Annotated in this window: 13 protein-coding genes; 8 read left to right on the top strand and 5 right to left on the bottom strand. The window is 64.8% G+C overall.

Translation table 11 applies throughout. The features are described 5' to 3' along the window. Positions 1-225 precede the first annotated feature (225 nt). The gene (locus GY937_25020) at positions 226-1,287 is read left to right on the top strand and encodes a fumarylacetoacetate hydrolase family protein (GenBank protein MCP5059978.1); all 1,062 of its coding nucleotides are present in this window, start codon (positions 226-228) and stop codon (positions 1,285-1,287) included. A gap of 137 nt (positions 1,288-1,424) precedes the next feature. Here GY937_25020 and GY937_25015 read toward each other — a convergent pair whose 3' ends face one another. Together GY937_25015 and GY937_25010 are read right to left on the bottom strand one after the other, a co-directional pair. Then, positions 1,425-2,213 (bottom strand): hypothetical protein, encoded by a 789-nt coding sequence (locus GY937_25015; GenBank protein ID MCP5059977.1) that lies wholly within the window; start codon positions 2,211-2,213, stop codon positions 1,425-1,427. 65 nt (positions 2,214-2,278) lie between these two features. Then, entirely contained in the window at positions 2,279-2,875 is a 597-nt protein-coding gene (locus GY937_25010) for a TetR/AcrR family transcriptional regulator (protein MCP5059976.1), read from the bottom strand. 162 nt (positions 2,876-3,037) lie between these two features. Between GY937_25010 and GY937_25005 the strand changes: the two genes are divergently transcribed. From GY937_25005 to GY937_24990, 4 genes are all read left to right on the top strand, one after another. Continuing rightward, positions 3,038-4,246 carry an acyl-CoA/acyl-ACP dehydrogenase gene (locus tag GY937_25005; protein ID MCP5059975.1) on the top strand — a complete coding sequence of 403 codons (1,209 nt, stop codon included), beginning with the start codon at positions 3,038-3,040 and terminating at the stop codon, positions 4,244-4,246. A gap of 53 nt (positions 4,247-4,299) precedes the next feature. Beyond that, on the top strand, positions 4,300-5,517 hold the full coding sequence (locus GY937_25000; GenBank protein MCP5059974.1) for a thiolase family protein: 1,218 nt from the start codon (positions 4,300-4,302) through the stop codon (positions 5,515-5,517). Positions 5,518-5,552: 35 nt separating this feature from the next. Beyond that, positions 5,553-6,239, top strand: a complete 687-nt coding sequence (locus GY937_24995) for a hypothetical protein (GenBank protein MCP5059973.1) — start codon at positions 5,553-5,555, stop codon at positions 6,237-6,239. A gap of 79 nt (positions 6,240-6,318) precedes the next feature. Then, positions 6,319-6,972 carry a GNAT family N-acetyltransferase gene (locus tag GY937_24990; GenBank protein ID MCP5059972.1) on the top strand — a complete coding sequence of 218 codons (654 nt, stop codon included), beginning with the start codon at positions 6,319-6,321 and terminating at the stop codon, positions 6,970-6,972. 48 nt (positions 6,973-7,020) lie between these two features. On the opposite strand, the gene GY937_24985 is transcribed toward GY937_24990, so the two are convergent. Then, positions 7,021-8,241, bottom strand: a complete 1,221-nt coding sequence (locus GY937_24985; GenBank protein ID MCP5059971.1) for a cytochrome P450 — start codon at positions 8,239-8,241, stop codon at positions 7,021-7,023. A gap of 198 nt (positions 8,242-8,439) precedes the next feature. Here GY937_24985 and GY937_24980 point away from each other — a divergent pair, with 198 nt between their 5' ends. Next, positions 8,440-9,231 (top strand): hypothetical protein, encoded by a 792-nt coding sequence (locus tag GY937_24980; protein ID MCP5059970.1) that lies wholly within the window; start codon positions 8,440-8,442, stop codon positions 9,229-9,231. A gap of 146 nt (positions 9,232-9,377) precedes the next feature. Here GY937_24980 and GY937_24975 read toward each other — a convergent pair whose 3' ends face one another. Both GY937_24975 and GY937_24970 read right to left on the bottom strand, forming a co-directional pair. Continuing rightward, the gene (locus GY937_24975; GenBank protein ID MCP5059969.1) at positions 9,378-11,192 is read right to left on the bottom strand and encodes a glucose sorbosone dehydrogenase; all 1,815 of its coding nucleotides are present in this window, start codon (positions 11,190-11,192) and stop codon (positions 9,378-9,380) included. Positions 11,193-11,290: 98 nt separating this feature from the next. Then, complete coding sequence (locus tag GY937_24970; GenBank protein MCP5059968.1) at positions 11,291-11,902, bottom strand: TetR/AcrR family transcriptional regulator; 612 nt, start codon at positions 11,900-11,902, stop codon at positions 11,291-11,293. 142 nt (positions 11,903-12,044) lie between these two features. Here GY937_24970 and GY937_24965 point away from each other — a divergent pair, with 142 nt between their 5' ends. Then, positions 12,045-12,869, top strand: coding sequence for a hypothetical protein (locus tag GY937_24965; protein MCP5059967.1), 825 nt, complete (start codon positions 12,045-12,047; stop codon positions 12,867-12,869). A 285-nt stretch (positions 12,870-13,154) separates the two neighbouring features. Continuing rightward, a complete protein-coding gene (locus tag GY937_24960; GenBank protein ID MCP5059966.1) occupies positions 13,155-13,865 on the top strand; it encodes an XRE family transcriptional regulator in 711 nt (236 codons plus the stop codon). Positions 13,866-14,058 lie beyond the last annotated feature (193 nt).

Below are 14,058 nucleotides of genomic sequence, written 5' to 3'. Positions count from 1 at the left end.
CGGCTTCCAGGGCAACCCCGGCTCACACCCGATCCGGAGCCTTCGCGGTCCCGGGCGCCCCAGACCCTACTCACCGCAACAATTCAACCGAGAATCCCACGCTACGCGGCCGATCTCGCTTCTACCGCGCAGACTCCTAGGGGGCTTTCCGCGCGGGCACGCTGCCGAGCCATCTCGGAGCGGGCCCGCGCCGTCCGCGCCCGCTGGCGTCACGAGGAGACGGCCATGAGACTGCGAAGGGTTCGGCTGCGCGACGGGGACGAGTTCTCCGTGGCCGTCCAGGATGGGGATCGGTGGGTTCCCGTCATTCCCGCCTTGGCCCGCCATCGGGCCGAGCAACGCGGAGACCTTCCCGGCCTCGCGGCCGTCGCGCGAGACGTGGTGGCCTTCTGTGCGGAACGCGAAGTCATCTTGCCAGAGCTGAATCGGCTGCTGGCGTTCCTCAGGGAAGAGGACGTCGACCTGGACGACACTTTCCGCCCGGAGGCCCTGCTTCCTTTCGACCCGGTCTCCTTCCGCGACTTCATGCTCTACGAGAAGCATGCCCTCGACGCCGCCCGTGGTTATGCACGGCGCTTCATGCCCGCCGCCTCGAAGCTCATATCGCTCTACGAAGCGGTGCTCCGTAGGCCGCCTGCCTTTCTGCATCCCAAGCCGATCTGGTACGAGAAGCCGATCTACTACATGGGAAGCCACGTCAACTTCTTCGCCGATGGTGATGAGCTCCCCTGGCCGTCGTATTCGAACGCGTTCGACTACGAGCTCGAGCTGGGCGCGGTCGTCTGCCGACCCTTGCGCAACGCCACGCCCGACGAGGCACTCCGGGCCATCGGCGGCTTCGTCGTCGTGAACGATCTCAGCGCACGGGACGTTCAATACCCGGAGATGAAGAGCGGCTTCGGGCCCGTGAAGTCGAAGAACTTCGCCAACGCCATGAGCGCCGATCTCGTTACCGTCGACGAGATCCTGCCTCGGGTGACCGAGCTCGATGCGGTGGTTCGCATCAACGGAAAGCCATGCGGACGTGGCAACACGGCCGGCATGCAGCACTCCCTCGGCGAGATGGTGGCCTACGCTTCACTGGGCGAGCGTGTGATTCCCGGCGAGCTGCTCTCCACCGGCACGATCCCCGGCTGTAGCGGTATGGAGACCGGCCATTGGCTTTCGCCGGGAGACGAGATCGAGCTGGAACTCGAGGGCATCGGCACCCTGCGCAACCTCATCGGAGCGCCCGGAGAATCCGCGAAGATCGACCCGCCGTGGGGTGCAAGGCGGGCCCAAGGATAGACGTGGCGAGCAGAGTGACGCCGCAGGGGTTCGCCACAACGTCCACGATCGGGCGACTGGCCTGAACTCAGCCTGGTGATTCCGTCACCATCAACCCGTTCCTACCGCTTCGCCCTCCCCTCCTGTACAGGACCAGTTCAAATCATTCCCGAGCCTGGCAGGTCGTACTTCACCCGGATCGCTTCGATCTCTTCGTCGCGGCCGGGCTGCGGAGCCTCGGGCTGGAGGAGCTTGTCGCTCGTGAGCGAATCCACGACGGCCTGCGAACGCGGGAAGGGATTGGTGTAGGCGTTCAGCTGGAAGAGCTGCTCGAACGGAAGCCGCGGCCGCTGCCCGCCGGCTTCCGGCTTCTCCAGCGGGTAGCCGACCGTCTGTGCGACCACGATGCGGCAGCTCTCGGGAAGACCGAACGCTTTCTCGACGCGGCTCCAATCCGCCGAGCCCTGACAGCAGGTGCCGAGCCCGGACTCGAAGGCCATCAGGGTCGCCTGGGTGACCGCCTGGCCGAGGTCCATGTCGACCATGCCGGGGCCCTTGAGTGCGGCACCGATGCTGTTGAAGAGCGGGACGAGCGTTTCTTCGAGCTCTGTGTGCTTGTTGGTCCCGTAGCCCAACGCACCACAGTTCACGAGTTCGCGCAATCGCAAGCCGGCTTCGTCCATCGCGTCGCTCTCGATGTACCAGAGGATGATGACCGGAGCGAGTTTCATCTGGAAGCCGCCGACCGGCGAGGGAAGGCTCGCGAGCTGTTCTTCGGTCGCGGTCTCCCTGTGGACGACGAGCGCGCGCGCGGCGTTGTTGTTGCCGAAGTGCGACGCGATCCTCGCAGCCTCCAGCATCTGCTGGATCTTCTCGATCTCGACCGGCTTCTCCGGGTCGAGATAGCGGATCGAACGACGATTCCCGATGACTTCCTTGAGTTCCATGACGACTCCTTTCTCTCCGTTGGGCTCCGGGGCCTGGCCCGGTAGATGTTCTTCACGCGAGCGGGTCAGGCTTGTAGCTGGCCTGACAGCAGACAGATCATTTCGTAGAAGCGCTCGACTTCCTCTTCTGCGAGCGGATCGATGTCGAGGATCTCGGTGTGGATCGGCGCCAGCGTGACGTAGGCGAGGATCATGCTGGTGAAGGCCATCAGGGCGGTTCGGATCGACTCCGTCGTCAGCGCGCCTTGGGTCTGGCCGTCGAAGAGCGTGGCCTGCGCGCGCTGGAAGATCGGCCGGTACCAACGCTCTACGAGGAGTTCGAGTTGGCTACCGCCCGCCAGGGCCGCATGCTGGACCAGCCGGGCGAGGTTCGGATGCTGAACGTGGTGGAAGAGCATCCTGCGAGCGACCTGCAGCACTTCGGGCTTGTCCATCGGGTCGATGATCTCGTCCGAGATGATCCGCAGGAATGGATCGAGCAGCCGCGCGAGCACGGCTTCGTAGAGGCTGCCCTTGCTCTTGAAATGCTTGTAGATCCCGGGGCCGCTGATGCCGACGGAGTTCGCTACCTCCCCGAGCGACGTTGCGTCGTAGCCGCGCTCCGCGAACGCGTCCTCGGCGAAGTCGAGAATGCGCTCTGCGGTGGGCTTGGGGTTTTGCATCGGGGGCTCCCTGTCAGGCGACCTCTGCACCGCCGCGTCCCGCTTGACTCGGGCAATCTAGCATTCTAGGTTAGAGGTTACTAACCATTAACCCCCGAAAATCGCGGCGCTGGCGGTGGCGCACCGAGCGCGCCGGTCTCGATCGGGCAGGCAGGAGCCCCCATGACGACGGTTGGTTTCGATATCGAGGTCGGACTCTCGGATGAAGACGCCGCAATCCGGGATACGACGCATCAGTTCGCCGAGGAGGTGCTGCGGCCGGCCGGGGCCGCGCTCGATCAATTGTCGGACACTGCGGACGTCATCGCACCGGATTCAATCCTGTGGAAGGTGCACGGGCAATACAGCCAGCTCGGCATCACCGAGCTGCAGCTCGACGAAGAGATGGACCCGCTGCGCAAGGCCCGGCTCATCGCGATCATCAACGAAGAGCTCGCGTGGGGCGACGTCGGACTCGCCATCTCGCTCGGCCTTTGCGGCTTTCACGGGCCGTGGGTGCAACAGAGCAACGACCCGGAGCTGATCGAGCGCTTCTGCTCACTCGATCTACCGACCATTGGCTGCTGGGCGCTCACCGAACCCGATCACGGCAGTGACACCGTCGCGCTGACGGAAGCGCACTTCTCGGACCCGGCCCTCAAGCCCAATTGCATCGCCCACAAGGACGGCGACAGCTACGTGATCCAGGGCCAGAAGGCAGCCTGGGTCTCGAACGGCCCGATCGCGGATCTCGCGGTGGTGTTCTGCACCCTCGACCCGAGCCAGGGCTTCAAGGGCGGCGGGGTCTTCCTCGTTCCGCTCGACCTGCCGGGGGTCACGCGTCCGAAACCGCTCGACAAACTGGGCCAGCGCTCCCTCCCGCAAGGCGAGATCTTCTTCGATCAGGTGCGCGTGCCCGAATCCCACATGGTGCTCGGCCCGGACTTCTACGCGATCGCCCTCGAGATGATGCTCTCCCACGCGAACGCCGCGATGGGGCAGCTCTTCGTGGGCCTGGCCCGTGCCGCCTACGAGCACGCGGTCAGCTACGCGAAGGAGCGGGTGCAGGGCGGCGTGCCGATCTTCGAGCACCAGGCCGTGCGGGCCCGCTTGTTCAAGATGTTCAGCAAGGTCGAAGCCGCGCGCTCCCTGGCGCGGCGCGTCGCTTTGTTCAACGCCGGCGGCGCGCCCCAGGTACACTATTCGATCGCAGCCAAGACCTATTGCACGAACACCTGCTTCGAGGTGGCGAGCGAAGCGCTGCAGATCTACGGGGGCAACGGGCTCAGCCGCGAATATCCGATCGAGAAGCTGTTGCGGGACGCCCGGGCGTCGATGGTCGAGGATGGCTGCAACGAGTTCCTCAGCATCGTCGGCGGTGCGCGGCTCTGACCGCCCGCCCGAGCCATCGCCCCACCAAGAGAAGAACGACGAGGAGAACAGCTGTGAAGCTCAACGCGATGATCGGCGGCGTCGGGATGACCCGCTTCATGAAGTATCCCGACAAGGGCCTCAAGGAGCTCGGGGCCGAAGCGGTCACCAAGGCGGTTGCCGACGCCGGGATCGAACTCGGTGATCTCGACGCGGCCTTCGTCGGAAACTGCGCGGCGGGGCTCGTGACCGGCCAGGAATCGGTGCGTGGCCAGGTCGTGCTCGACACGCTGAACGTGGGAAAGATCCCGATCATCAACGTCGAGAACGCCTGCGCGAGCGGCTCGACGGCGCTGATGCAGGCGAGCGTGATGGTCTCGGCAGGTATGCACGATCTCGTCCTCGCCCTCGGCGTCGAGAAGCTCTCGCATCCCGACAAGACGAAGAGCTTCGCCGCGTTCGCCGGCGCCATGGACATCGACGAGCTCAAGGAGATGATGGAATCACTCCAGAAGGCGTCGGAAACCGATGGCGGCGGTGCCGGGAAGAACCGGTCCATGTTCATGGACGTCTACGCGAAGGCGGCCAACGATCACATGGCGAACTACGGCACAACCAAGGAGCAGTTCGCGATGGTGGCCTCCAAGAACTCGTTCCACGGCCACCTCAACCCGAATGCGCAGTTCCAGGAGGCGCTGAGCGTCGAGGACGTCCTGAACGAGCGACTCATCGTCGAGCCGCTCACCCGCGCCATGTGTTCCCCGATCGGCGACGGTGCGGCAGCCGCGATCGTGATGAGCGAGAAGAAGGCACGCGAGCTCGGCATCCCGAAGCCCGTGCGCGTGGTGTGCAGCGTGATGAGCTCCGGCTACGGCCACGCACCCGACGAGCCCGATACGGTCGAACTCTCGTCTCGCGGCGCCTACGAGGAGGCGGGCATCGGCCCCGAAGCGTTCGACGTCATCGAGATCCACGACGCCTCGGCGCCGGGCGAGATCATCGCGTACGAACAGCTCGGCCTCTGCGAGAAAGGTGGAGGCGGGCCGCTCGTCGAATCGGGCGCCACGCGCCTCGGCGGCCGCATCCCGGTGAACACGTCCGGTGGCCTGCTGCGCAAGGGCCACCCCGTGGGCGCCACGGGGCTAGCTCAAGCCGTCGAGCTGACCCTGCAGCTGCAGGGGCGCGCCGGAAAGCGCCAGGTGGAGGGCGCGAAGCTCGCCCTCGCCCAGAACGGCGGAGGCAAGAAGGGCAACGATGCAGCCGCCATGGTGGTGACCGTCTTCCAGGCCTGAACCAGCGAGCCGTCGGCTACGCTGAGTACCCTGCAATGAAGAAGTGGCTCATTCGATTCGTCGTTGCGGTCGTGGTCTTGTTCCTGGCCGCATTCTGGCAGCTCTTCTTCTCGTCGCGGCCACCGCTGACGATCGATCCGGCCACCCTCGCGGGGGATGGCAGTGCCCTCGACTACTGCGCCCTCCCCTTGCTGGGCGGCAGCGGAAAGATGGCGGCGGACATCCCGAAAGGGAACACGCCGGGCTGCAGTTGCAACCACTTCCCTCTACCCATCCTGGCGGAATGCACGGAACCGCTCATCGAAGAGGCCGCGGATATTCGTGGCTTGTGGATCGGCGTCGAAGGGGGACACATCGGCCATGTGGAGCGGGTCGAGCAATGTGGCCGCCGCACGGTGGTGACCTCGTCGGGCATCATTCATGACGCGGGCCCGAACAGCACGCTCGGTGAAACGTCCAACGACACCGAAGGCTCAGTGTTGTTCACCATCGGTGACCGGGAGTTCTGCCCACGGACGACAGCCAGCATGATCTGGAACGGCGGCGTGCTCGACTTCCGCGTGTTCGGCTGGGGCCCGGTGGTCGTCCAGCGCTACCTCGATGGCGACCAACTGATCTGGGAGTACGCGGACGGCAGCATCACGCGGATGGACCGGATCTGCAGCTTGCCCGAGGACCAGAAGATCCCCAGGCCGCGAGGCCATCGAATTTCACTTTTCTGATCGACCGCCCTGAGGAACGATCCGTCCCACGACCACGTCCGAAAGATCGGACGAGTTCAACCGCTCTCGAGGAACAGACATGGGTACTGCTCGCATCAACGTCCGAAGGGCGAAGCCTGACGATCTTGACTTCGTGGTTCAGATCATGCTCGTTGCGGCGAAATCACACCTCACGACAAGCGTCTACGAGATCCTCTTCGACCTCGACAGTTCCCAATTGGCGGACCTGTACCGGCGCGTCGCGAACAGCGAGGCCCTTCATTGGTGCCATCTATCGAAGTTCTGGATCGCGGAGGTCGACGAGGAGCCGGCCGGTGCGATGTGTGGATATGATCCCTCGACAGAGGGCAACGATGCGTTGAGTGGAGCGATTCTTCCGCTACTGCTCGAAGCGGGCAAATCCACACAGGATCTTCAAGAAGTCGTCGCCAGGAGCGCGATCATGGATTCATGCTTTCCGAAGGAATTTCCCGGTGCCTGGGGCGTGGAGAACGTCGCTGTCGTCCCCAGGTTTCGAGGGCAGCGGATCACCGACCATCTGTTCGAGGAGGCCCTGTCAGAAGGGAGGCACAACGGGCGCGAGTTCGCACAGATCATGTGTCTGAACGGCAACCGCCGCGCGGAGGCCGCCTGGAGGCGCGCCGGATTCGAGCTGAAAGCGGACTACACGTCCCGGCCATTCCTGCAGCTGTATGGTTGCCCGGGACTCAAACTTCTCGTTCGAGCGTTGTAGAACCTGTGGGGTCACGCTCGGGGGATTGCGCCCAGGCCAGGGTTGCGTTCAGGCGTCGAACTCGAGGTAGAGCTTCCGCAATCCGCGCGCGATGAACATCGGATTGTGTTTGAAGTCGTTCTTCCCATCGGCGAAGCGCGGGTTCTTCAGACGATCGAGCAGCACATCCAGGGCGACCGTGGACTCCAGGCGCGCGAGGCCCGCTCCGATGCAGTAGTGATTCCCGTGGCCGAAGGCCAGGTGCTCACGGACGTTGTCACGTCGCGGATCGATGCGATCCGGTTCCGGGAACTTGCTCGGATCGCGATTCGCCGCCCCGAGCATGATGCCGACCTTCGTCGCCGCTGGGATGGCGACACCTGCGATCTCGGTCTCACGTGTCGTCACGCGAAACTGGTTCTGGACGGGCGACGCGAGGCGAATGATCTCCTCGATCACCTCCGGGATGAGGGTCCGGTCGTTCCTGACTTCTTCGAGGATGTCGGGCTGCTCGATGAGGTAGCGCTGGGTCGCCGCGATCGACGAGGTCGTGGTTTCATTTCCCGCCAGCATGAACTGCTGGAGAATGCTCGTCATCTCCGCGGGGTCGAGGGGGCGCTCGCCGGCGACCTTCGCGCGCAGCAGGACCCCGAGCATGTCGTCCTGCGGGTCGAGGCGGTAGTCCTCGATCCGCTGGGTGAAGAATTCCTGGCACTCGATGATCTCGTTCGCGCATTCGACGCTGCGTTCGTCGGAGGCGAGCCCACCGATGAAATCGAGGAAGGCATCGGACCAGCGCTTGAAGTCCCCGATCCGCTCGAGCGGCACACCCAATTGCTCCGCGATGATGGTCAGCGGGAGCGGAGCGGCAAACTGGTGGACGAGTTCGACCTTACCCGCGGCGATGAAATCGTCGACCAGCCGGTGAGCGAGTTCGGTGATATGGTCGCGAATCTTCTCGACCCGCCGTGGCGTGAACGCACGGCCGACCAGCGATCGGTACTTCACATGATCGGGCGGGTCGGCGGTGATCAGCGTGTTCGCCGGCGGAAGGCCCCGTGCGATGATTGCGATGGCTTCCGGCGCCGGAGGTCGCGTCATGGCTCCGACCGCGGAAGAAAACGTCTGCGGATCGCCCAGGACGCCGAGCACATCGTCGTAGCGGCTGACAAGGAACGCCCCGATGTTCGCATCCCAATGGACGGGCAACTCGTCGTGGAGAAAACGATATAGATCGTACGGATTCTCGATGCTCTCGGGGGAAAGTGCTTCGACCATGTCAGGCTGCATGATGGGTCTCCAAGGGATCCGCATGATGGCGAGCGCTGGAAGACAGAGCAAGGACTTCGTTGTATCGGCGACAACCGGATTCATGTCCAATACCAGAATCGGGTGTCGAAGATGCTCTACTCGCCCTGGACCAGGCAACTTCGCTGACAATAGCCCCTTCCCCAACCGCTCCTCTCGGCACAGCAAGAGGAGAAGTGCATGCAGAATCGGATTCGTGGTCTGGGGCTGGGGATCATTCTGGTTTCGCTGATCCTGGCAGCGCCGATGTGGGCCGGATCGATCCCCTTCCAGGGGACGTTCAGCGTCGACATTCTCGACAACCTGTTCGTGATCGAGGCCGAGGGCTCTGGCGTCGCCTATCGCCATCCGGACACTGGCGTCGTCGAACTCGACCCCGGCGAGTTCGTGGTCGAGAACTTCGGGGGCGAGTTCGGCCCGGAGACCCCCCGCGACATCATCCCGCCCGTCGTCGAAAGAGCCCTGAACAACTACGTGACGGGCGGGAGCCGCTTCGCTCCGCGCGAGGACGGCACGGTAGGGGGCCCGATGGCCATCGAGGGCACCTTCGATTTCCTCGGGGCGGATGACGTGCTGCTGATGTCGATTCTGCTCGACCCGATGGGGGTCGGTGGAACCGCCACGACTTCGAACCTGGACGGTCTGATCACGACCCTCACGACCGGGATGGAGTGGACCACGGGCACGGTCTTCGCGGAACACGTGATCGCCGGCGGGCTCGAAGACCAGGTGGTCTCGCGCACGGGCTTTGACCGTCGCGACGCCGATGGATTCGGCGCCATCCGCCTGGTCACGGCCTCGGAGATGACCATCGACGGATCGTCAGCGGGGTTCTTCGTACGGGTGCCGACCTTCGCGACGCTCGACCTCGTCTTTAGCCCCCCGGGTTCGATCACCGTACCCGAACCCTCCGCGCTCGCCCTGCTGGCCTTGAGCGGCCTTGCCCTCGCCCGGGCCACTCGCCTGCGGTAGTTCACGACGCCCAACACCTTGCTCCCGCGGCTGACGAAGGTCAGAGGGTCCACTGCTGCCCCCACATGGCTCGTAACACCAGGCCTGATCAGGTTTTGAGCCGGAGAGTCGGAGCCGACTCCCCACGGTGGCTGCGTCGAGGTTTTCTACTCCGCGACCATCCGGACGATCTGGCCGCCCGAGCGGTGCTCGAGGAGGAGAACGATGGCTCCGTCGGGGCCGATCTCCACGTCGCGGATGCGCGCCAGGCCGTCTAGCAAGGTCTCCCGGTGGACGACCTCACCTTCCTCGATCACCCACCGGTAGAGCGCAGTGGCCTTCAGCGATCCGGCGATGAGATCGTTCTCCCACTCCGGGAACTCGCGCCCCCGGTAGATGACGAAGCTCGAGATGGCGGGAGCGGGTGTCATGTCGAGTACCGGCGATTCAATGGCATCGAGGTCGAGCTCGATGCCAAGCTGCTTGCCGTACTCGACCGCCGTCCCGTCGTAGTTCAGCCCCTTCGACGTGAGCGGCCACCCGTAGTTCCGGCCGGGGCGCAGCAGATTGAGTTCGTCGCCCCCGCGCGGACCCATTTCGGTCGACCAGAGCCGTCCGGTCACCGGGTCGAACTCGAGGCCTTGCGGATTTCGATGGCCGTAGGTCCACGTTGTCGGAAGCGCGTTCTCGACGTCGACGAACGGGTTGTCCGACGGAACTCGGCCGTCGTCGTGCACGCGGTGGATCTTCCCGTACGGGAGCCCGAGGTCCTGGATGCCGTGATGGTTCGAGTTGCCCTTGATTCCGACACTCACGAACACGTACCCCTGATCGTCGAAGGTGACCCTTCCCCCCGCGCCGATATCCGGGCTCGCCGTGTAGCTCGCCGGGGCGGCCTGCCAGACCGTCTGCTCGTCGACCCATCGACCGTTCTCGATGCGAGCGCGCACCAGCTTGTTCATCGAGGTTTCGCAGCCGTCGCATCGATCACCGAACTGCAGGTAGATCCAGCCGTTGTTCTCGAAGTCCGGATGGAGGGCGACATCGAGCATCCATCCGTGCCCGTAGACGAGCCCGTCCGGCATCGCGAATCCATCGCCGTGCGCTGGTGGCGTCCCTTCGATCAGCGCGGACTGCTCCCCCGCTTCGGAAATGATGCTCAGACCCCGACTCTTCTCGGTCACGAGGATCCGACCGTCCGGAAGCGGAGCGATCGAGAAGGGACGCGGGTGGAGGCCACTTGCCACGACCTCCAGGCGGAAGTCGTGGCTTTCGCTCCGGATCGTGCCCTCTGGGATTTCGAGCGGGCTGGTCACCTTGAAGTCGGTGGGGTCGAAGCCCGACCTTCGTTCGACGATCAGGATGGCGAGGGCACGGATCTGCGCCGCGTCCAGGGTGTCTGCTCCGGCGGGCATACCACCTGCCGGAAAGCCGCGGGAGATGCTGGCTGCGATGTCGTCGACCGAGTCTCCGTGTTTCAATTCGCGGCCGACGAGCGGCGGACCGAGCGCGAGGCCCTCGAGGTTGTCGCCGTGGCAGGCACTGCATTGTTCTGCGTAGACCCGCGTAAAGGGATCCTCCCCGCTCAAGACCGCCAGGAACACGACCCCGCCGCCGGCGCACGCAAGAGCGATCGTGGTCGCGACGACCGCGATTCGCCGCGTCCGCCGCCGGAAGAGCAGGACCAGACAGATCGCGGTGATGAGCACGGAGAGGATCAGGTGGAAGAGCGAAAGCGGTTCGGAATGCCCGATCGCGATCAACCCCCCGAGCACCGCGCTGACACCTGCGACGACCGCACCCAGCCACAGACCCACAGGCCACGGGCGCAGCAACAACAACCCCATCGCAAAGAAGAGCAGGCCGAAGACGGCGGCTGTCGGTGTGTTGTTCGTCGATGGGGCGAGGAACAGGAACTGAACGGTGTGCGTCACACCAGAGAGGATCATCAGCGCGCTGGCAGCCTTGCGAAGACGGTTCATGGCGAATCCTCTCGCGGAGTCATGGACGGCGCCAGACTACTGGATATTCGCCCCGCATACTCCTCTGTACGGAGTAGACCTTCCCGAAACGGGACAGCCTAATGAAGAGGTTCGGGCGCGGCGATCACGCCGTGGAGAAGAGTCTCGATCACCGCGCCGGCCCTGCGGCCCCGGACCTGCTCGTCGCCGCCGGCCAGGACCAGTAGCGAGTAGGACATGAAGACCTCCGAGATGACGTGGGCCATGTCCTCGACAGCCAGATCGGAGCGCACGTCGCGGCGACGGACGCCGTCTTCGAGGATGCGTTGGACGAGCTCCGGGAGCAGGGCCCGCCCTCGCTCGAGCACGCCGCCCACGTGCGCCAGCGCCAAGCGTGAATCCCGCGCGAGCAGGCCCCGCATGACGACGCGCGTGCGCGCGAAATCGAGGCACGCTTCGAGCACGAGCCGGAGCGTGTGGGCCGTGCCCGGCGTGGTGCGCGCGGCCTCCGCAGCCAGTACCTCATTCCATTCGCGCAGCACGCGCTCCACGACGACCGCGAACAGCCCCTTCTTGTCGCCGAAGTAGCGGTAGACGAGGGGCCGCGAAACCTCGGCGCTGGCCGCCACGTCCTCGAGGGTCGTCTTGCTGAAGCCCCGCTCCCCGAAGAGGACCTCGGCCGCTTCGAGGATCGCATCCCGGGTGCCTACGGGGCCGTGTTCCGGTTCCATCGAATTAGATGTTTACAATATATATCCCTATTGTAAACTGCGCGAGGCCCATTGGTCGATATTGATAGAATTGAGCCCGAAGCGTGTTACAAATACTTTAGTTTTCGTTAACAACGCCATTCGCCCGCCCTGGGAGATCGCCATGACCACCGAAGCCTCACCCGTTCTCCCCACGATCGAAACCTCCGATGCGACCGGCCTCGCGACCCCCCGGGCACTCTCGGACGGCGCGCGGGTCTTCTTCATGCAATGGACGGCCGCCTGGTGGGGCTCGGTCGGCGTACTCGGTGCGCTCTTCTTCACGGGCCTGCTCGACTTCACGACCAGCGCCAAGCTCTCGCTCTACGGCATCAGCATCTGGCTGAATGGCTGCGCGCTGGTTCTATGGGCGGGGCGGCGCGCCGGGCGGCCCAGGCTGAGCGTCCACCACGACGCGCTCGTCGTGTGGATGCTCTCCTACGCGATGACGAACATCCTGTGGGAGATCCCGTGGGTCGTCTTCTCACCCTTTGTGTTTTCCAACCTGACGACCCTCGAGGACGTCGTCGCGCAGACTCCCTACATGCGTGAGAGCCTCGCGAACATGTACTGGTGGATTCTCGCCTCGTTCGGCTCGGTGGATCTGCGCACCGTGAACCACGACCCCACCTTCTACACCGTCGAACTCTTCGCGTTCGTGAATGTGGCGGGCACCCTCACCTTCTTCCACTTGAACAAGAAACGCTCGCCCTACCGCTACCTGATTCCCGTGCTCGGGTGCGGCGAACCCATCGCCGCGACGGTGATCTTTTCGTTCGCCGAGGTCTTCGGAGCCTTCGAGAACATGGCAGGGGGGATCGCGGACACACTGCTGGCGCTACTGTGGACGCAGTACCAGTACATCCTGTTTCCGCTGATCTTCGGGATGATCGGGTTCCGCCTACTTCGCGAGGATCTACGATCGATCCCGGTTGCACCCGAAACCTGATCGAACCGGCATTGCCCACGATGAGCCGCCCTCATGCCGAACTCGGGCTCTCCGCTCGCCAGGCGCTCCGCGAGCGGCGAGCCCGCGTGGTGGGCGCCCCAGGTGCGGGCCTACGCCAGGCTTGGCGGCTCTCGCCCATAGCCCGAAGTGATGGGCAAGAGTGCGGGAAGACTCGACTCCTGCCCACGGCAGGCGGTCATCGCTCGGAGCGGCTTTCGCTGATTCCGGGCGAGGGGTTGATTGGTGAAGCCGGCGGCGCGAGGCTTTCACCGGAGGGGGATCACGATGGCGGCGCGGAAGAAGGCGACGGGCGGGAAGAAGTCCGCTCGGAAGAAGTCGACTGGGCGGGGCGGCTCCGCGAAGAAGGCCGGTGGCTCGGCCCGCAAGAAGACGGCTGGCAAGGCGAAGCCGCGCAAGGCAGCGGGGAAGAAACGCGCCCAAGCGAGCCGCAAGCCCGCCTCGCTAGGCGAACGGCTGACGGAGCTGGTCGAGCATGCCGCGGCGGGCCTCCTGCGCCAGGTCGTCGACGTGGGCGGCACGAGCTTCGCCGCGCTCCTGCCCGAAACGAACGAGATGCGGCGCGAGGCGGGCGACTCCGTGAGGGAGCTGCGCGAGCTCGCCGGCCTTACCGTCGACGAACTCGCCGAGGCCGTCGAACTCTCGGACGAGTCCCTGCTCGAGGCGGTCGAGGCCGGCACGGCGACGCTGTCGTTCGAGCTCACGTTGCGCCTCGCAGCGATCCTGGCTCGTCACGATCCGCTGCCCTTCATCTCGCGGCTCGTTCGCACCTACAACCCGGTCCTCTGGCAGCTGCTCGAGGATTGGGGCATCGGCGAGCTGCCGCTCCAACTCGAGCGCGAGCGCGAGTTCGTGAACGTGTTGCGCGGCGCCGACGAGACGCGCAGCCTCTCGGACGAGGACTTCGCCGAAGTGCTGGACTTCACACGCGCGGCCTTCGAGCTGGCCCTGGGCTTCGCGGAACGCTCGACGAAATGAGGCGGTGACACGCGGCGCGGCGCCTCCTGCCCGACGTGCGTGACCGACGCTTCTAACCCGGAAAATTCATGAAGAAGTCTCGTTCTTGAATTGAAGAAGGCCCCAGTTGCGGTAGAAACGTGTTGCGACACCCGTTTCCCCTCAACAAGGGCCCCTTCATGAAGCCGGATTCTACCGCACAGACTGTCACCTT

It is taken from the genome of bacterium (genome assembly GCA_024228115.1).
Classification (GTDB): domain Bacteria; phylum Myxococcota_A; class UBA9160; order UBA9160; family UBA6930.
Note: the sequence above shows the minus strand (reverse complement) of the source record. Positions and strands in the feature narration are given on the sequence as shown.